Annotated in this window: 15 protein-coding genes; 7 read left to right on the forward strand and 8 right to left on the reverse strand. The window is 74.5% G+C overall.

Going from position 1 to position 15925, the window contains the following annotated elements:
- Positions 1-189: 189 nt before the first annotated feature.
- A complete protein-coding gene (locus tag ACUJ8O_RS03920) occupies positions 190-1020 on the forward strand; it encodes a dioxygenase family protein (RefSeq protein WP_256999301.1) in 831 nt (276 codons plus the stop codon).
- Between the two features lie 23 nt (positions 1021-1043).
- Here the strand turns inward: ACUJ8O_RS03920 and ACUJ8O_RS03925 are convergent, their stop codons facing one another.
- The gene (locus tag ACUJ8O_RS03925; protein ID WP_095347279.1) at positions 1044-1568 is read right to left on the reverse strand and encodes a pyridoxamine 5'-phosphate oxidase family protein; all 525 of its coding nucleotides are present in this window, start codon (positions 1566-1568) and stop codon (positions 1044-1046) included.
- A 67-nt stretch (positions 1569-1635) separates the two neighbouring features.
- The gene (locus ACUJ8O_RS03930) at positions 1636-2541 is read right to left on the reverse strand and encodes an inositol monophosphatase family protein (protein ID WP_036317028.1); all 906 of its coding nucleotides are present in this window, start codon (positions 2539-2541) and stop codon (positions 1636-1638) included.
- An 81-nt stretch (positions 2542-2622) separates the two neighbouring features.
- On the opposite strand from ACUJ8O_RS03930, the gene ACUJ8O_RS03935 reads away from it, so the two are divergent.
- The 3 genes from ACUJ8O_RS03935 to ACUJ8O_RS03945 are packed head-to-tail and all read left to right on the forward strand — an operon-like array spanning position 2623 to position 4760.
- Complete coding sequence (locus ACUJ8O_RS03935; RefSeq protein WP_445373165.1) at positions 2623-3069, forward strand: DUF6508 domain-containing protein; 447 nt, start codon at positions 2623-2625, stop codon at positions 3067-3069.
- 27 nt (positions 3070-3096) lie between these two features.
- Positions 3097-4317: an App1 family protein gene (locus ACUJ8O_RS03940; RefSeq protein ID WP_061866956.1), complete on the forward strand. Its 1221-nt coding sequence runs from the start codon at positions 3097-3099 to the stop codon at positions 4315-4317.
- Entirely contained in the window at positions 4314-4760 is a 447-nt protein-coding gene (locus tag ACUJ8O_RS03945; RefSeq protein WP_002853740.1) for an acyl-CoA thioesterase, read from the forward strand. Before ACUJ8O_RS03940 ends, ACUJ8O_RS03945 begins: the two co-directional genes overlap by 4 nt.
- A gap of 140 nt (positions 4761-4900) precedes the next feature.
- Here the strand turns inward: ACUJ8O_RS03945 and ACUJ8O_RS03950 are convergent, their stop codons facing one another.
- The 4 genes from ACUJ8O_RS03950 to ACUJ8O_RS03965 form a co-directional block, all read right to left on the reverse strand.
- Positions 4901-5959 (reverse strand): hypothetical protein, encoded by a 1059-nt coding sequence (locus tag ACUJ8O_RS03950; RefSeq protein WP_445373166.1) that lies wholly within the window; start codon positions 5957-5959, stop codon positions 4901-4903.
- Between the two features lie 193 nt (positions 5960-6152).
- Complete coding sequence (gene gdhA / locus ACUJ8O_RS03955; RefSeq protein WP_020621604.1) at positions 6153-7493, reverse strand: NADP-specific glutamate dehydrogenase; 1341 nt, start codon at positions 7491-7493, stop codon at positions 6153-6155.
- A 157-nt stretch (positions 7494-7650) separates the two neighbouring features.
- A complete protein-coding gene (locus ACUJ8O_RS03960; protein WP_445373167.1) occupies positions 7651-8709 on the reverse strand; it encodes an aldo/keto reductase in 1059 nt (352 codons plus the stop codon).
- A gap of 74 nt (positions 8710-8783) precedes the next feature.
- A complete protein-coding gene (locus ACUJ8O_RS03965) occupies positions 8784-10001 on the reverse strand; it encodes a glycosyltransferase family 4 protein (protein WP_445373168.1) in 1218 nt (405 codons plus the stop codon).
- A 160-nt stretch (positions 10002-10161) separates the two neighbouring features.
- Here ACUJ8O_RS03965 and ACUJ8O_RS03970 point away from each other — a divergent pair, with 160 nt between their 5' ends.
- Positions 10162-11526, forward strand: coding sequence for a cell division protein PerM (locus ACUJ8O_RS03970; protein ID WP_445373169.1), 1365 nt, complete (start codon positions 10162-10164; stop codon positions 11524-11526).
- A gap of 10 nt (positions 11527-11536) precedes the next feature.
- Here the strand turns inward: ACUJ8O_RS03970 and ACUJ8O_RS03975 are convergent, their stop codons facing one another.
- Positions 11537-11974 (reverse strand): hypothetical protein, encoded by a 438-nt coding sequence (locus tag ACUJ8O_RS03975; RefSeq protein ID WP_070709856.1) that lies wholly within the window; start codon positions 11972-11974, stop codon positions 11537-11539.
- Positions 11975-11996: 22 nt separating this feature from the next.
- Here ACUJ8O_RS03975 and purN point away from each other — a divergent pair, with 22 nt between their 5' ends.
- Positions 11997-12560 (forward strand): phosphoribosylglycinamide formyltransferase, encoded by a 564-nt coding sequence (purN, locus tag ACUJ8O_RS03980; protein WP_078025794.1) that lies wholly within the window; start codon positions 11997-11999, stop codon positions 12558-12560.
- Here the strand turns inward: purN and ACUJ8O_RS03985 are convergent.
- Entirely contained in the window at positions 12547-13968 is a 1422-nt protein-coding gene (locus tag ACUJ8O_RS03985) for an MFS transporter (protein ID WP_036338169.1), read from the reverse strand. The two genes, purN and ACUJ8O_RS03985, sit on opposite strands and share 14 nt — an antisense overlap.
- Positions 13969-14085: 117 nt before the next feature.
- Between ACUJ8O_RS03985 and purH the strand changes: the two genes are divergently transcribed.
- Positions 14086-15777, forward strand: coding sequence for a bifunctional phosphoribosylaminoimidazolecarboxamide formyltransferase/IMP cyclohydrolase (gene purH, locus ACUJ8O_RS03990; protein ID WP_036338171.1), 1692 nt, complete (start codon positions 14086-14088; stop codon positions 15775-15777).
- The last annotated feature ends 148 nt before the right edge of the window (positions 15778-15925 follow it).

The following is a 15925-nucleotide window of genomic DNA, read 5'->3' on the forward strand; positions in this document are numbered from 1 at the left end:
CCGCGGGCCTCGAGCGGCTCGTAGTCCTGCCCCGCCCCGGCGGCAGCCCGACGTTCAACACTCGTGCCACGAGCGCGGTGGCGCAAGGCCGCCCGGGGTGGGGTTGGCGTGCACCTGTGGGAACTCGAGTTGCGGGCGGTGCGTGCGCAGTGCGGTGACGAGGTGGACCACGGCCACGGAGCTGTCTCCGTGGCGAAGAAGCCGGACTCGGGCGTCAAGGGAGCCGGGCCGAGGGCACGCGCGGACCGACCCGGTCACCAGGGACATGGCCCTCCATGTCGACGGCGCCGGGGCGGTTGCGGGCGTCCCGGCCGTGTCAGAAACCTCCCAGAAGACGTCCTGGAACCATCCCGCCGATCTCACGGAAACGTCTGGCGTTCGTTGCCATGCTGGCCTCTCGACGCGGCCCGCCACCCGGCGGGCACCGTCGCCGAGGGTGTCCCGCTCACGGTGACGATGAACGTGATCGACATGACCAACGGCGACGCCGCCATGACCGGCGCCGCCGTATACCTCTGGCACGCCGACGCGCAGGGCCGCTACTCGATGTACTCGGACGGCATCACGGAGGAGACCTACCTGCGCGGCGTCCAGGTGGTGGGCGACGACGGCACGGTCACCTTCACCACGGTGTGGCCCGGCTGCTACGCCGGCCGGTGGCCCCACCTGCACTTCGAGGTGTTCCCGGACAAGGCGTCCATCACGGACGCGACGAACAACGTCCTCACCTCCCAGATCGCCATGCCCGCGGAGCAGTCCTCACAGGTCTACGCCACCTCGGCCTACGACGGGTCCACGGAGAACTTCGCCAAGGTCAGCCTCGAGACGGACAACGTCTTCTCGGACGGCTACGAGACACAGCTGCCGCAGATCACGGGCTCCGTGGACAAGGGCTTCGCCATCACCATCGACGTCCCGATCGACACCACCACCGAGCAGGAGCAGGGCGGGATGGGCGGTCCCGGCGGCGGGCAGCCCCCGGCGGGCGGCGACGGCGCGCAGCCCCCGGCGCGTCCCTGAGCCTTCCCGGCCCGGTCACCGGCTCAGTCGGTCTGGGACTCGTTGCGCTCGGGGTGCGGGCCGAACACGAAGTGGCGGCCGGACACGCGCTGGACGTCCACGCGGACGTAGAAGTCCTTCAGCGTCGGCACCCACGGCTCGATGCCGAGGGACTCGGCCTCCGCGATCTCCGCCTCCGTGTCCAGGCGTCGCGCGGTGCCGTGCACGAGCACGGACCAGGCCTGGTCGGCCAGGATCCCGTCGGCCTGCACCACGACGCGCGGGTTCACCGTGAGCTCGGCGAGCTTCGAGCCGGGCGCGGTGCGGAAGTAGATGGCGCCGTCGTGGGCCCGCACGTTCACCGGCACGATGTCCGGCCGCCCGTCCACGGCCAGCCCGAGGCGCGCGTGGCGCACACGGCGCAGCAGTCGCCAGACCTGGTCCTCGTCCAGCACCAGGACGGCCTCACCGTCCGGGTGCTCGAACATCAGGTGGTCCCCGGGCTCCGCGACCGGATCGGGGCGCTGCATCGACGGGGCGTCGGCGGTGTCATGGTGCTGCTGGGTCATCGGGGCCTCCTGGCATGCCGGGACGGGCGCCGTCGGGCGCGGCGCTGAGATCGGGCTCACATCCACTCTATACATGGTCGGTCGCCCGCGAGGCGACGATGTCACCCAGCACCGCCGCCGTCGTCGGCGCCTCGCGGCCCGGGGCGACGGCGAGCGCGAACGGGCACGTGTGGGCGCGCGGGCCGTCGTCGACGAGCCGGCCCGACGACGGCGCGGCCGGGTCCGGTGTGAGCCACCTGCCCCCGGCGCGGCGCAGGATCAGCTGCCCTGCCGCGACGTCCCAGGGCTTGGTGTCCACGTACAGCGCGGCGTCGGCCCAGCCCGCCGCCGTGTGGGCGAGCTCGAGGGCGCCGGAGACGGTGCGGCGCACGGTCGCGTGGGCGGTCACGAGCCGCCCGAAGCGGCGCAGCGCGTCCTCGCCCTCGCGCGCGATCGCTTCGCCCGCCGGGTAGGAGGTCACGAGGTTCTGGGCGCGCTCGCCGCCGGCCGGCGCCGGCCGGGCGACCTCGGCCAGCGGGCGCTCCGGCCCGTCGCCGCGGGTGAGGTAGGCGCCGTCCTCGTCGGCGGAGAACGCCAGCCGGCCCACGGGGTCCAGCACGACGCCGGCCACCACCTCGCCGTCGACCTCGGCGGCCAGGGACACCGAGAACATCGCGAAGCCGTGTGTGAAGTTGGAGGTGCCGTCGATGGGGTCGACGATCCAGGTCAGCCGGGCGGCCTCACCGGTGCCGGCCTGCGCCCCGAGCTCCTCGCCGAGCACGCCGGAGCCGGGGACCGCCGTCGTGAGCGCGGCGACGAGCCGGGCCTCGGTGTGTCGGTCGTGCACGGTGACGAGGTCGTGGTGCGTGGTCTTGGCCTCGGGCCCGATGGCGGTGGGGGAGCGGAAGGCGGCGGCGAGGTCGCCGACGACCGCGCGGGCGGCGTCGAGGGCGATCGCGCGGAGCTCGGCGGGGCGGGGCAGGGCTGGGCTCATGCCCCGAGCCTAGGCGGGGGTCCGGACACGCCGGACCGCACGCGAGACAATGGGGCCGACCCCCCGAGCAGAGGAGCCGCCATGACCGAGCACCCCCTCCCGACCCCCGACGACGACGCCACCCTCACCGGCCCGCAGACCCCCACGCCCCAGCGCGTGGCCGCCGTGCGTGCGCTGCGCGAGCTGCTCGCCGCCGGCTACGGCACCGAGGCCCGGCCGATCGCCTCCTACGGCGCCCCCGCGCCCGGCGCCCTCGGCGGCGTCTACCCGGACTACGACGACCGCGTGTTCCCCGGCCTCGTGGCCGCGCAGGAGCTGGCGGGCATCGACGTCGACTACCTGCGAAACGTGGACCGGGTGAGCGAGGCCGGCATCGCCGAGGCGTCCCTGGCCGACCTCGGCACGCTGTTCACCTACCTGGTGCGCGGCGAGCGGTTCGCGGACGGGCACGTGGCCGCCGCGATCGAGAACGGCAAGGTCGGCCGCATGCTGGACCGCCTGACCGCGCTGGTCCCCGAGATCCGCTGAGAGCGCGCGGTGCGGAATACTGGGCGCATGCCCGCAGCCTCCGACGCCCCCACGCCCGCGCCCCGGCGCGGCCGCCTGGCCCCTTCCGGTGACCCCACTCCCGTGGAGAACGTCGCCACGCACCTGCAGGAGGGGTGGAACCGTTGGCACCGCGCCCGCGCGCTGCGTGCCGGCAACGTGCCGACGGTCATGGCGTTCACGGGCTACGGCAGCACCAGCTGGGTGCGGATCCTCTCCCGTGTGGTGATCGCCTCCGACGAGGAGTTCATGAACGGCCGTCGGCTGTCGAAGGTGGTGGCGGACGGCGTGCGCGGCTGGCGCAACTTCGTGGCCCCGCCCATGGCCTACGCCGAGGTGGAGGTGCAGGTGGGGGACCTGCGCACCACGGTGCGCACGGACCGGATGGGCGTCGTCGACGTCGTGCTGGACGTCGAGCTGGAGCCCGGCTGGCAGACCGCCACCCTCCACGTCGGCGGCCAAGAGGAGCACGCCGTCATGGACCTGTACATCTGCGAGCCGGGCGCGCGGATCGGCCTGGTCTCGGACATCGACGACACCGTGGTGGTCACCTCGCTGCCCCGCCCCCTGCTGGCGGCCTGGAACTCGTTCGTGATCGACGAGCACGCCCGCACGCCCACTCCGGGGATCGCCGTGCTGCTGCGCCGGATCGCCGAGCTCGAGCCGAAGGCCCCCGTGCTGTACCTGTCCACGGGCGCGTGGAACGTGGCGCAGACCCTCACCCGCTTCCTGGGCCGCAACCTCTACCCGCTCGGCGCTCTGCTGCTGACCAGCTGGGGGCCCACGAGGGACCGCTGGTTCCGCTCCGGTCAGGAGCACAAGAGGGTCCAGCTCGAGCGCCTCGCCGAGCAGTTCCCGGACATCCAGTGGATCCTGGTGGGCGACGACGGCCAGCACGACCCCGAGATCTACGCCGAGTTCGCGCAGCGCCACCCCGACCGGGTCAAGGCGATCGTCATCCGGCAGCTGACCCCCTCGCAGGCGCTGCTCGCGGGCGGCCGGGCGGAGGACACCCGCCATTCCACCCCGGGCATCCCGTGGTGCTACGGCCCGGACGGGGCCACGCTGTCCAATCAGCTCGAGGACCTGGGCATCCTGCCCGTCGAGTTCGTGGACGTGCAGCCCGAGGCCTGGCGTGAGGACATCCTCGGCGACGACGAGGCGCCGGCGACCCTCGACGCCCCGGGGCAGCGCGACGGCCGGCCCGCGGACGAGGAGGCCGCCCGATGACCGCCTCGCGCTCCGTCGAGGTCCGCATCCCGCTGCGCTGGGCGGACATGGACGCCTACGGCCACGTGAACAACATCGCCGTGGTGCAGCTGCTGGAGGAGGCCCGCGTGGCGGCCTTCGGCGTGCCCGCGAACACCGGCGCCGGCGGCGGGCAGGCCCCGCCGATCGACCTCCTCGAGGGGGTGGCCCCCGGTGTGCGGACGTTCATCTCCGAGCACACTGTGAAGTACCGGGCCCAGATGCCCTACCGCCCCGTGCCACTGCGCGTGGTGGTGAGCGTGGACGCCGTGAAGGCCGCCTCGGTGCACGTGGGCTACGCCCTGCACGACGGCGTCGACGACACCCTCTGCGCCACCGCGACGTCCGTCATGGTGTTCGTCGACGGGCAGACGGGCCGCCCCGTGCGCATCAGCCCCGAGCAGCGGGCGGCGCTGGCCGGCTGAGGCAGGCTGAGGTGGGCTGCGGGCCGCCCGGCAGCCGTCCTGCGACATCACCGCCGTGCAGAACGGCTGCGATGTCGCAGAGCGGAGGTCGACCGCTCGGGCTCGCCGAGTCGGGACCGGGCCCGTGGGACGGCCGTGGATCAGACCGAGCGGGGGACGCCCGCGGCGGTGAGGATCCGCGCCAGCCGGTCTGGCCGCAGGAGGTCTCCCCACGTCCAATGCGCACCCGCCCGGGTGACCAGCTGCAGGGCCACCTCCCGTTCCTTCTCCCGGCGGATGCTGGCGCGGCGGGCCGTGTCGTCACCGTCGAAGAACGACAGGTCGTACTTGCCCAGCCCGTCGAACTCCCCGTACACCCGCACCTGCTCCCACCAGAAGTCCGTGCGGGCCACCTCGCGTCCGTTCGCATCCCGGTGGCGATGCTGCAGCGCCGTGGGCGGGACGAAGCCGAGCTCGTGGATGATGGCCCGGCTGTAGGACTCGCCGGCGGATTCCGCCCGCGCGTCCGCGAAGTGCCAGGCCCGCTCGAATCGGCGGAGGGCGGCCGCCGATCCGAGTCGGCTCTCCGCCTGCCTCGCCCAGCGTGCGGCCTCCTCGGGCCGGGCTCGGACGAGCGCGTCCAGCGGGGCCACGGCGTCGCGGAACGGGGTGGCCGCGCCGAGGACCAGCAGCACCGTGGGCAGCGGATCCGCCAGGACGGTCCCGAGGCTCTGCCCGTCCGACAGGACGGCCTCGACCGGCTGAGGCGCGGCGTGGGCCGCCTCCGGCAGCCCCCACCGGGGTCGGCGGCGTGGCGGGACGGGAAGCCGGCGGTCGTGGGCCACCAGGGAGGGGGCGAGGGGACGGCGGGTCAGCGGACCGCAGCCGTGATGCCCGGGCGAGGGGGCGCGCAGCTCGAGCGCGGGCGGCTCGACGGCTGGCCCCAGACCGTGCAGCCGGGCCGCGGTCAGGCCCGTGAACACCGTCGCGGGGCGGGCGATCGAGAGGGCGACGGCGGACACGACCGCCCTGTCGCACGGACGCAGCGCGGCCCAGTCGCTGACGCTGATGTAGACGCGCGGGCAGAGCCGCACGAGGACCCCGCGGGTCCAGGCGCGTTCGAGACGACGCCGCGCCGCCCCGTCGTGAGGGTCCGCCGCGCTGAGCAGGGGCCCGCGTCCCGGGAGCAGCGCACGCGAGTGGTCGGAGAGCAGGGTCATGCGGCCCAGTGTCGTGGGCCCGTCCGGGGCGTGAGGGGTCGGCCGCGTCGGCGGTGGAGGGCACCCGACGTCGGGGAGCCTGTGCAGGAGTCGGGTGCCCTCGAGCGACCGCCGCCCTGCGACATCACCGCGCGTCAGAACGGCGGTGATGTCGCAGGGCGGCGGAGGATCACGGAAGGGGCAGGGCCAGGCCTCAGACCACGCCCTGGGCGATCATCGCGTCGGCGACCTTGATGAACCCGGCGATGTTCGCCCCCGCCACGTAGTTGCCGGGCGTGCCGTACTCCTCGGCGGTCTCCACGCAGCGGTCGTGGATGTCGCGCATGATCTGCTCGAGCCGGTCGTGGGTGTAGTCGAAGCTCCACGAGTCCCGCGAGGCGTTCTGCTGCATCTCCAGCGCCGACGTCGCCACGCCGCCCGCGTTGGCGGCCTTGCCCGGGCCGAACAGCGTCCCGGAGTCGACGAACAGGTGGGCGGCCGCCTCGGTGCAGGGCATGTTCGCGCCCTCGGCCACGGCCTTCACCCCGTTCTTCAGCAGGGTCCGCGCGGCGGACTCGTCGAGCTCGTTCTGGGTGGCACACGGCAGGGCCACGGTGCCCTCGACGTCCCAGACGCTGCCGCCGGTCACGTAGCGGGACCGCCCGCCGCGGCGCTCGGCGTACTCGGAGATACGGGCACGCTCGACCTCCTTGATCTGCTTGAGCAGGTCCAGGTCGAGGCCGTCCGGGTCCACGATGTAGCCCGAGGAGTCGGACGCGGTGAGCACGGTGGCCCCGAGCGCGGCGGCCTTCTCCGCGGCGTAGATGGCCACGTTGCCGGAGCCGGAGATCAGCACCTGCTGGCCGTCCATGGATTCGCCGCGCGTGCGGAGCATGGAGTCGACGAACATCACGGCGCCGTAGCCGGTGGCCTCGGTGCGGACCAGCGAGCCGCCCCACGTCAGGCCCTTGCCGGTGAGGGCGCCGGCCTCGAAGCGGTTGGTCAGTCGCTTGTACTGGCCGAACATGTAGCCGATCTCGCGGGCGCCCACGCCGATGTCACCGGCCGGCACGTCCGTGTGCTCACCGATGTGGCGATGCAGCTCCGTCATGAAGGACTGGCAGAACCGCATGATCTCGCGGTCGGACTTGCCGGCGGGGTCGAAGTCCGAGCCACCCTTGCCGCCGCCGATCGGCATGCCGGTGAGCGAGTTCTTGAAGATCTGCTCGAAGCCCAGGAACTTGACGATCCCGAGGTACACGGAGGGGTGGAAACGCAGCCCGCCCTTGTACGGGCCGAGCGCCGAGTTGAACTCCACGCGGAACCCGCGGTTGACCTGCACGACGCCGGCATCGTCGATCCACGGGACGCGGAAGATGATCTGGCGCTCCGGCTCGCAGAGGCGGTGCATGACCCCGGCCTCGACGTACTGGGGGTGGCGCTGCACCACCGGCCCCAGCGCCTCGAACACCTCGGACACCGCCTGGTGGAACTCGGCCTCGCCGGGGTTGCGCGCGAACACTTCGTCGCGCAGGGTCTCCAGAGACTCATTCATGGTGTCCTCCTCGGACGTCGGGATAAAGACGCCCCGCGGTGCCCCCGCCGTGGCGCGCCGCGGTCGGAGGAGGCCGCGGTGCCTGACGCCCATCCTGACAGGGAGCGCGCTCTGTTGCCGAAATGAGACGCGGGCCACCCCGGGCCCCGCGTTCGGCTCAGCGCGGCGGCGCCGCCTCGGTGTCGATGCTGGCCTGCTGGCTCTCGCTGTAGCGCGGGCCCGCCACGGTCGCGTCATTGACGAGGCCGTCCAGCCGGGCGACGTCGGCCGGGGTCAGCCGCACCTCGTGCGCGCCCCGGTCCTCGAGCCAGTGGTCCCACGAGGTGGTGCCCGGGATCGCCAGGACGTCCTTGCCCTGGGCCAGGACCCAGGCGACGGCGAGCCCCGCCGTGCTCGTCCCGAGCCGGACGGCCTCGGCCGAGAGCGCCTCGCGCAGCGTCAGGTTGGCCTCGTAGTGGCCCTCGGCGAAGCGGGGCAGCCGGTGCCGCAGATCTCCCGCGTCCAGCCGGTCCAGCCGCGGCGGCGCGTCCGTGAGGAGGCCGCGGCTGACGGGGGAGAAGGCCACGAAGGCGGTCCCATGGCGGCGGCACGCCTCGAGCACGCCCCACTCGGGGTTGCGGGTGGCGAGGGAGTACTCGGACTGCACGGCCGCGATCGGGTGGACGGCCACGGCCCGGGTCAGGGTGACGGCCGAGACCTCGGACAGGCCGATCGCCCCGATCTTGCCCTCCGTGACGGCCTCTGCGAGCGCCCCCACGGACTCCTCGACGGGGACCTCCGGGTCCAGCCGGTGCAGGTAGTACAGGTCGATCCGGTCCTGGCCGAGCCGGCTCAGGGAGGCGTCCACGTGCGCGCGCAGCGTCTCCGGGCGGCCGTCGATCCGCCGCTGCCCGTCCCGCACGAGCCCGCCCTTGGAGGCGAGCAGCACGCGCTCGCGGACGTCCGACCCCGCCCGGGCGAGCGCGCGCCCCACGAGCTCCTCGCTGCGGCCGCCGCCGTAGAGGGTGGCGGTGTCCAGGTGGTCGGTGCCGTCCTCCAGCACGCGGGTGAGCAGGTCGACGGCGGCGTCGTCGTCGAGGAATCCGGAGTAGCCGTGCACGATGTTCATGCACCCGAGGCCGACGGGGTGCACGTCCTTGCCGGCGAGGCGGCGGGGCGCGGCGGGATCGGGCAGGGGGCCGGGCTCGGCGGGTCGGGGGTGCGGGGTGGCGTCCATGCCCGCCACCCTAGCCACGGCTCCGGACGCGAGACCCGGACCGCCGGGCGCCCGCCCGGCGTCCGGCCCGGGGCTCAGCCGAACACGCGCGCGGCCAGCAGCGCCGGCGCCGTCAGCAGCCGGCGGGCCAGCTCCACGCGGCGGCGATCCTGCACCGCGATCGCCTTCTCGTAGTAGCCCACGAGCTGCTCGCACAGCACCGGCCAGGTACGGCCCTGCACCGACGCCCACGCCGCGTCGGCGAACGCGGCCCGCTTGACGTCGTCGTACACGAGGTCCGCGACGTGGCGGCGCAGCTCGCTCAGCTCGCCGGGCGGGTAGAGCCAGCCGGTGCGGGAGACGTCCACGATGTCGAGGGGGCCGCCGCGGCCGACGGCGACGACGGGCACGCCCGAGGCCATCGCCTCCTGCAGCGTCTGGCCGAAGGTGTCGGACTCGCCGGGGTGCACGAACAGGTCCAGGCTCGCCACGTGGCGTGCGAGGTCCTCGCCTCCCTGGAAGCCGGCGAAGTGCGCGCCGGGCAGCTCCCGCTCGAGCTGTTCGCGCAGCGGCCCGGAGCCGATGACCACGAGGCGGGTGCCCGGCAGGTCCGAGAGCACCCGCAGGTCCCCGACCTGCTTCTCGTGCGCCAGCCGCCCCACGAAGCCCACGAGCTTCTCGCCGTTCGGGGCGAGCTCGGCGCGCAGCGCCTCGTCCCGCTTGGCGGGATGGAATCGGCGGGAGTCGACGCCGCGGCCCCACAGGTGCACGCGTCGCACCCCCTGGCGGTGCAGCTGCCGGACGGTGAACGACGACGGCGCGAGCGTCAGCGTGGCCATGTTGTGCAGGCGCGCCACGTGGCTCCACAGCACGTCCTCCAGCCACGGGGCGCCGTACCGGGCCGCGTAGCCGGGGACCTCGGTCTGGTAGACGGCCACGGAGGGGATGCCGAGCTCCTCGGCCGCCTGCACCGCGCGCCAGCCCAGCACGAAGGGGGAGGCGATGTGCACCACGTCCGGGGCGAAGTCGGCGAGCATGCCGCGCAGCCGGCCCACCGTGCCGGCGGCCACCCGCACGGAGGTGTACCCGGTCAGGGGCACGGAGGGCAGGGTGCGCACGGGGAAGCCCTCGACCTCGCGGGGGGCCTCACCGGCGCCCGCGCGTTGGGTCCACCCGGCGGACCACGAGGCGGCCGGGGCGACCACCATCGCCTCGTCGCCCCGTTCCCGCAGGTGCCGCAGCACCTGGAGGATGGAGTTGGTGACCCCGTTCATATGGGGCAGGAACGATTCGGCGACCACGACGACACGCACGTGGCCGACGCTAAGGACCCCGGACCACGGCCGGGACACCCGCCGACGACAGCCCGGTGACCCCGCGGTGAACTCTCGGGGCGCGTGACGGTCGTCGCACCGGCCCGCGCGGCCCGCCCCCGTCCAGGCGCCGCCCGGAGTCGGGTGGCACCATGGACGGGTGAGTTCCCGCCCCGCTGCGCCCCGTCTGCTGCGCCCCGTCCCCCTGCCGCTGTGGCTGCAGGGGGTGGTCGAGGCGCTCGTCACGGCGATGATCAGCCTGCTCGCGGTCATGGTCCCCACCCTCGCGGTGTGGGCCACCGGCGGGTTCGAGCGGCCGACCATCGAAGGCGCCGTCCAGGTGGGCGGCGTCCTGTGGCTGGCCCTGCACGCGGTGCCCGTCACCGTGACCACGGCCATGCCCACCGCGCCGGACCACCTCATCACCGGCACGGCGTGGCTCGTGCCGTGGGGCCTGACCCTGCTCCCGCTCGCGCTGTCCTGGCGGGCCGGCCGGCGCCTGGCCCGCGCGTCCTACCGGGACCAGGCGTGGCAGGCCTTCGTGGGCGCGGTGGGGGCCTACGCCCTGGTGGGGCTGGCCGTCGCGTTCCTGCCCGGCACGGACGAGCTGACGGCCCACCCCGCCCCGGCGGCGCTGCTGCCCGCCCTGCTCTTCGGCGTCGCCGCCCTCGCGGGGGCGCGGCGCGAGGCCGGCACCTGGGCGCACCTGATCGGCCTGGACCTCACGGAGCGGATCTCGCGGCGCTCGCAGTACGAACGCTGGGCCGGTTCGTACGCCTGGTCCGTGGTGCGCGCCGCGGTCCTCGCCGTGCTCGCCCTGACGGGCCTGAACGCGCTGCTCGTGGCGGGGCGGCTGGCCGTCGAGTGGACCGCCGTCGTCACCGTGGCCGAGGCGATCGGGGGCGGTCCGCTGGGCGGCCTGCTCCTGGCGCTGCTGCAGATCGGCTGGCTGCCCACGTTCACCGCGTGGTCGATCGCGTGGACGGCGGGCCCGGGGTTCTCCGTGGGCGCGGACAGCCTCTACTCCGTGTTCGGCGCGACGCCGGCCACCGCGCCCGCCCTCCCGGCGCTGGGTGCGCTGCCCGGGACGTGGTCGCCGTGGCAGCTGCTCCTGCTGGCCGTGCCGATCAGCGCCGGCGCCGTGGCCGGCGTGTGGCTGCTGCGGGAGGGGGAGAACCACCTCGACGACTGGCTGCACACCCGCCACGGCAGCCGCGCGGTGTCCCTGACGCTGTCCACGCTGGCCCTGGCCGTGCTCACCGGACTGCTCGCCGGGCTGCTGCTGCTCGTGCCGCTGGCCCTCACCTCCGGGACGCTCGGGCTCGGCACGCTGACGGACATCGGCCCCCACGTCTGGGCGGTGTGCGCCGCCGTCGCCGGGTGGGTCGCGCTGGGCTGCGCGGCCGGCTACCTCACCGCCCTGGCCGTGACCGGGCACCGGGACGGGACGACGACGGTGCCGCGGTCCGGCGACCGCGCCTCGGGCCTGCGCGACCGGCCGTCCCCGCGCCGGGCGCGGGACTGACGCCCGCGGCTCAGGGCCGCAGCTGGGGCACCCCCGTGCGCTCCTCCACCTGACGGGTGAACTCGTCCGCGCACGCCTGCTGCGCCCGCACGGTGAGCGCGGAGGCGCCGCACTGCTCGAGCTGGACCGTCGCGTCCCACGCGAGCAGCGGCAGCGCCGCCGTCGTCATGCCCATCAGCGCCATCGCCATGCCGGCGGACGCCACCGCGCGGGGCAGCCCCGAGCGCTCGGCGCCGCGGCTCGTGACCCACACGCGCACGCCGAGCACGAGGGCGACCAGCCCCAGCGCGAGGGCGATCAGCTTCCACGGCAGCACGAGGGAGAAGGAGAGCACCATCCCCAGCAGCGCCACGGACTGCCACAGCAGGGCACGACCGGTGCGCACGCGGCCGGGATCCGGGGCGCCCTGCGGCGGGCGGGGCGGGGAGGAGGGAACGGGGGCGGACACCCCCTCACCCTACGATGGGCGCATGCGCATCGTTGCCCTCGTCTCCGGTTCCGGCACCAACCTGCAGGCCGTCCTCGACGCCGTGGCCTCCGGCGCCCTGGACATGGAGATCGCCGCGGTGGGCGCCGACGTCGCCGACGCCGGCGGCCTGGAGCGTGCCCGCGCCCACGGGATCGAGACGTTCGTGGTGTCCCCGAAGGACCACGCGGACCGGCGCGCGTGGGACGAGGCGCTCGCGGACGCCGTCGCCGCCTACGCGCCGGACTGGGTGGTGTGCTCCGGATTCATGCGGATCCTGGGCGCCCCGCTGCTCGAGCGGTTCGACGGCCGCATCCTCAACACCCACCCGGCCCTGCTGCCGTCCTTCCCGGGGGCCCACGGCGTCCGGGACGCGCTGGCGCACGGGGTGAAGGTCACCGGCTGCACCGTGCACGTGGTGGACGCGGGCGTGGACACCGGCCCGATCCTCGCGCAGGCCGCGGTGCCCGTGCTGGACACGGACACCGAGGCCGAGCTGCACGAGCGCATCAAGGTCCAGGAGCGGGCCCTGCTGCTGCGCGTGCTCGGCGAGCTCAGTCGGCGCTGACCTCGAGGGCGCGGCCGCGGGTCTCCGGGGCCAGCGCCAGCATCGCCGCGCAGGCCAGGACCACGAGCCCGCCGGTGACGGCGAACGCCCCCGGCAGCCCGAGGGCGGGGACCAGCGTGCCCACGAAGAGCAGCGGACCCAGGCCCGCGCCCACCCGCGAGGCCGCCGACGCCCAGCCGAAGCCGGAGGCGCGCAGCGTCGTCGGGTACAGCTCGGAGACGTACGTGTAGAGCACCGGGATCGCGACCTGCACCACGAAGCCGAACGCCAGCACGAGCGGCAGCACCGCAGCGGGCACGTCCAGCACGCTCGCCAGCCAGACGGTCAGGGCGCTCGCGACGACGGCGCTGACGGCCAGCAGCCAGCGGCGGCCGGTGACCTCGATCAGCGCGGTGGCCACGACCACGCCGAGCAGGCCGGCCGCGGCCATGCCGGAGGTCATGATGAAGGCGCGGCCCTCCGCGTAGCCGGCGTCGATGAGGAACGTCGGCAGCCACTGCAGCGCGATGTAGTAGACGAGCATGATGGCCACGAACAGGGCCCAGGCGACCGCGGTGATGCGCGGGGAGAACCGCCAGACCGCGGCGAGCTGCGCGCCGACGCCGCCGGAGCGGGCCGGCTCGGCCGGGGGCATCGTGTAGGGCCGGCGAGGCGCGCCGGTGGCCGCCACCATGCGGTCGATGACGGCGCGGGCCTGTGCCTCGCGGCCCCGGCTCATCAGGAACAGCGGGGACTCGGGGATGCCCAGGCGCACGACGAACACGAGCAGGGCCGGCAGGACCATGGCCAGCAGGGGCAGGCGCCAGTCGCCCCACGTGCCCACGAGCCAGGCGGAGACGAGGCCGCACAGCGCGGCGCCGACGGGCCACCAGCCGTCCATCGCGGCCAGGACGCGGCCGCGCAGCCGGCGCGGGGTGAACTCGCCCACGAGTGCGTAGTCCACGGGGATCGTGCCGCCCAGGCCCACACCGGCCACGAAGCGGAACAGCGCGAACCACAGCAGCGAGTCCGTCAGCGCGCCCGCGATCGTGAACACGGAGAAGATCGCGAGCGTCCACGCGAACGCCGCCTTGCGGCCGATGCGGTCCGCGATGGTGCCCCACAGGAACGCGCCCACGGCCATGCCGATGAGGTTGGCGGTGCCGATCCACGCGGCGTCGGCCTTGTCCAGGGCCCACTCCTCGCGCAGCAAGGGGATCATCACGCCGTTGAGCGTGACGTCCCACGCGTCGAACATGAAGCCCAGGCCGCCGATCAGGAAGATGCGGCCCTGGACGGACCAGCGCCACGGCAGCTCCTGGACGACCGCCTCGCCGGTGGGCAGGGCGGCGTCGGGGGAGACGACGTCGGGCGTGGGCCCGGGGTGCGCGCCGTCGGCGCTGGGGCGGGGTGGGGTGGCGGAGGACATGGTCGGCTCCCGTTCGTCGGGTGGAGTGGGGCGGTCCGTCACGTGGACGCCTGGGCCATTATGCGGCCCGGCCTATGCTGGGGATGCACCCGGACCCCCTCGAAGGAGCGCCCCCTCGTGACCTCTGCCCAGCCCATCCCCACCGTCCTGGACACGGTGCCCCTGAAGCGGGCCCTGATCTCCGTGTACGACAAGACCGGCCTCGAGGAGCTCGCCACCGGGCTCCACGCCGCGGGCGTGCAGATCGTCTCGACCGGCTCCACCGCCCAGCGCATCGCCGCCGCCGGTGTGCCCGTCACCGAGGTCGCCGAGGTCACCGGGTTCCAGGAGTGCCTGGACGGCCGCGTGAAGACGCTGCACCCGCGCGTGCACGCGGGCATTCTGGCCGACCGTCGTCGTGAGGACCACGTGACCCAGCTGCGCGAGCTCGAGGTGGAGCCGTTCGACCTCGTCGTCGTGAACCTCTACCCGTTCGTGGACACCGTGAACTCGGGCGCCGCGGAGGACGCCGTCGTCGAGCAGATCGACATCGGCGGGCCGTCCATGGTGCGCGCGGCGGCGAAGAACCACGCGTCCGTGGCGATCGTCGTGGACCCGGCCCGCTACGGCGAGGTCGTCCAGGCTGCCCAGTCCGGCGGCTTCGACCTGCGTGCCCGCCGGCGCCTGGCCGCCCTGGCCTTCGCCCACACCGCGGCGTACGACAACGCCGTGGCCGCCTGGACCGCCGCCCACTTCGGCGAGGACACGCACGCCGACGAGATCCCCGTGTTCCCGCCCTACGCCGGCTTCTCCCTCGAGCGCGCGCAGATCCTGCGCTACGGCGAGAACCCGCACCAGCCCGCGGCGCTGTACCTGGACTCCTCGGCGGCCCCCGGCATCGCGCAGGCCGAGCTGCTGCACGGCAAGCCGATGAGCTACAACAACTACGTGGACGCCGACGCCGCGGTGCGCGCCGCCTTCGACCACCCGGTCCCGGCCGTGGCGATCGTCAAGCACGCCAACCCGTGCGGCGTGGCCGTCACGGACGAGGGCACGGACATCGCGCAGGCGCACGCCAAGGCCCACGCGTGCGATCCGGTCTCCGCGTTCGGCGGCGTGATCGCGGCCAACCGCCCCGTCACCGCCGCCATGGCCGCCCAGGTGAAGGACGTGTTCACGGAGGTCGTCGTGGCCCCGGCGTTCGAGCCTGAGGCCCTGGAGATCCTCTCCGCCAAGAAGAACCTGCGCCTGCTGAGCCTGCCCGAGGGCTTCCTGCGGGACGCCGTGGAGGCCAAGCAGGTCTCCGGCGGCATGCTGCTGCAGATCGCGGACGCGGTGGACGCGGACGGCGACGACCCGGCCACCTGGACCCTCGCCGCCGGCCCGGCCGCCGACGAGGCCGTCCTGGCCGACCTGGCCTTCGCGTGGCGCGCCGTGCGCGCGGCCAAGTCCAACGCCGTGCTGCTGGCCCACGACGGCGCCACGGTCGGCGTGGGCATGGGCCAGGTCAACCGCCTCGACTCCTGCCGCCTGGCCGTCGAGCGCGCCAACACCCTGGGCGCCGCGCAGACCGGCGGGCAGGACGTGAGCAGCGCCGGCGGCGCCGAGAACGTCTCCGGGGAGGGGGCCCCCGAGCGGGCCCGCGGGTCCGTGGCCGCCTCGGACGCGTTCTTCCCGTTCGCGGACGGGCTGCAGATCCTCATCGACGCCGGCGTGAAGGCCGTCGTCCAGCCGGGCGGCTCCGTCCGGGACGAGGAGGTCGTGGCCGCGGCCGAGGCCGCCGGCGTGACCCTGTACCTGACCGGGGCGCGCCACTTCTTCCACGGCTGAGCGCGGCGGGCCGATGGTGTGGAGCCCCTCGGCCTGGTCGTCTCCTTCTTCATCGCCCAGGCCGTGCGGGGCACCTGAGCCGGCCACGATCCACGCCGCCGTCGTCGGAGGGCGCCCCCTCCGACCCGACGCCCCCCTGGTACCCGAG

This window comes from Micrococcus sp. EWR3.9.1, from assembly GCF_052615555.1.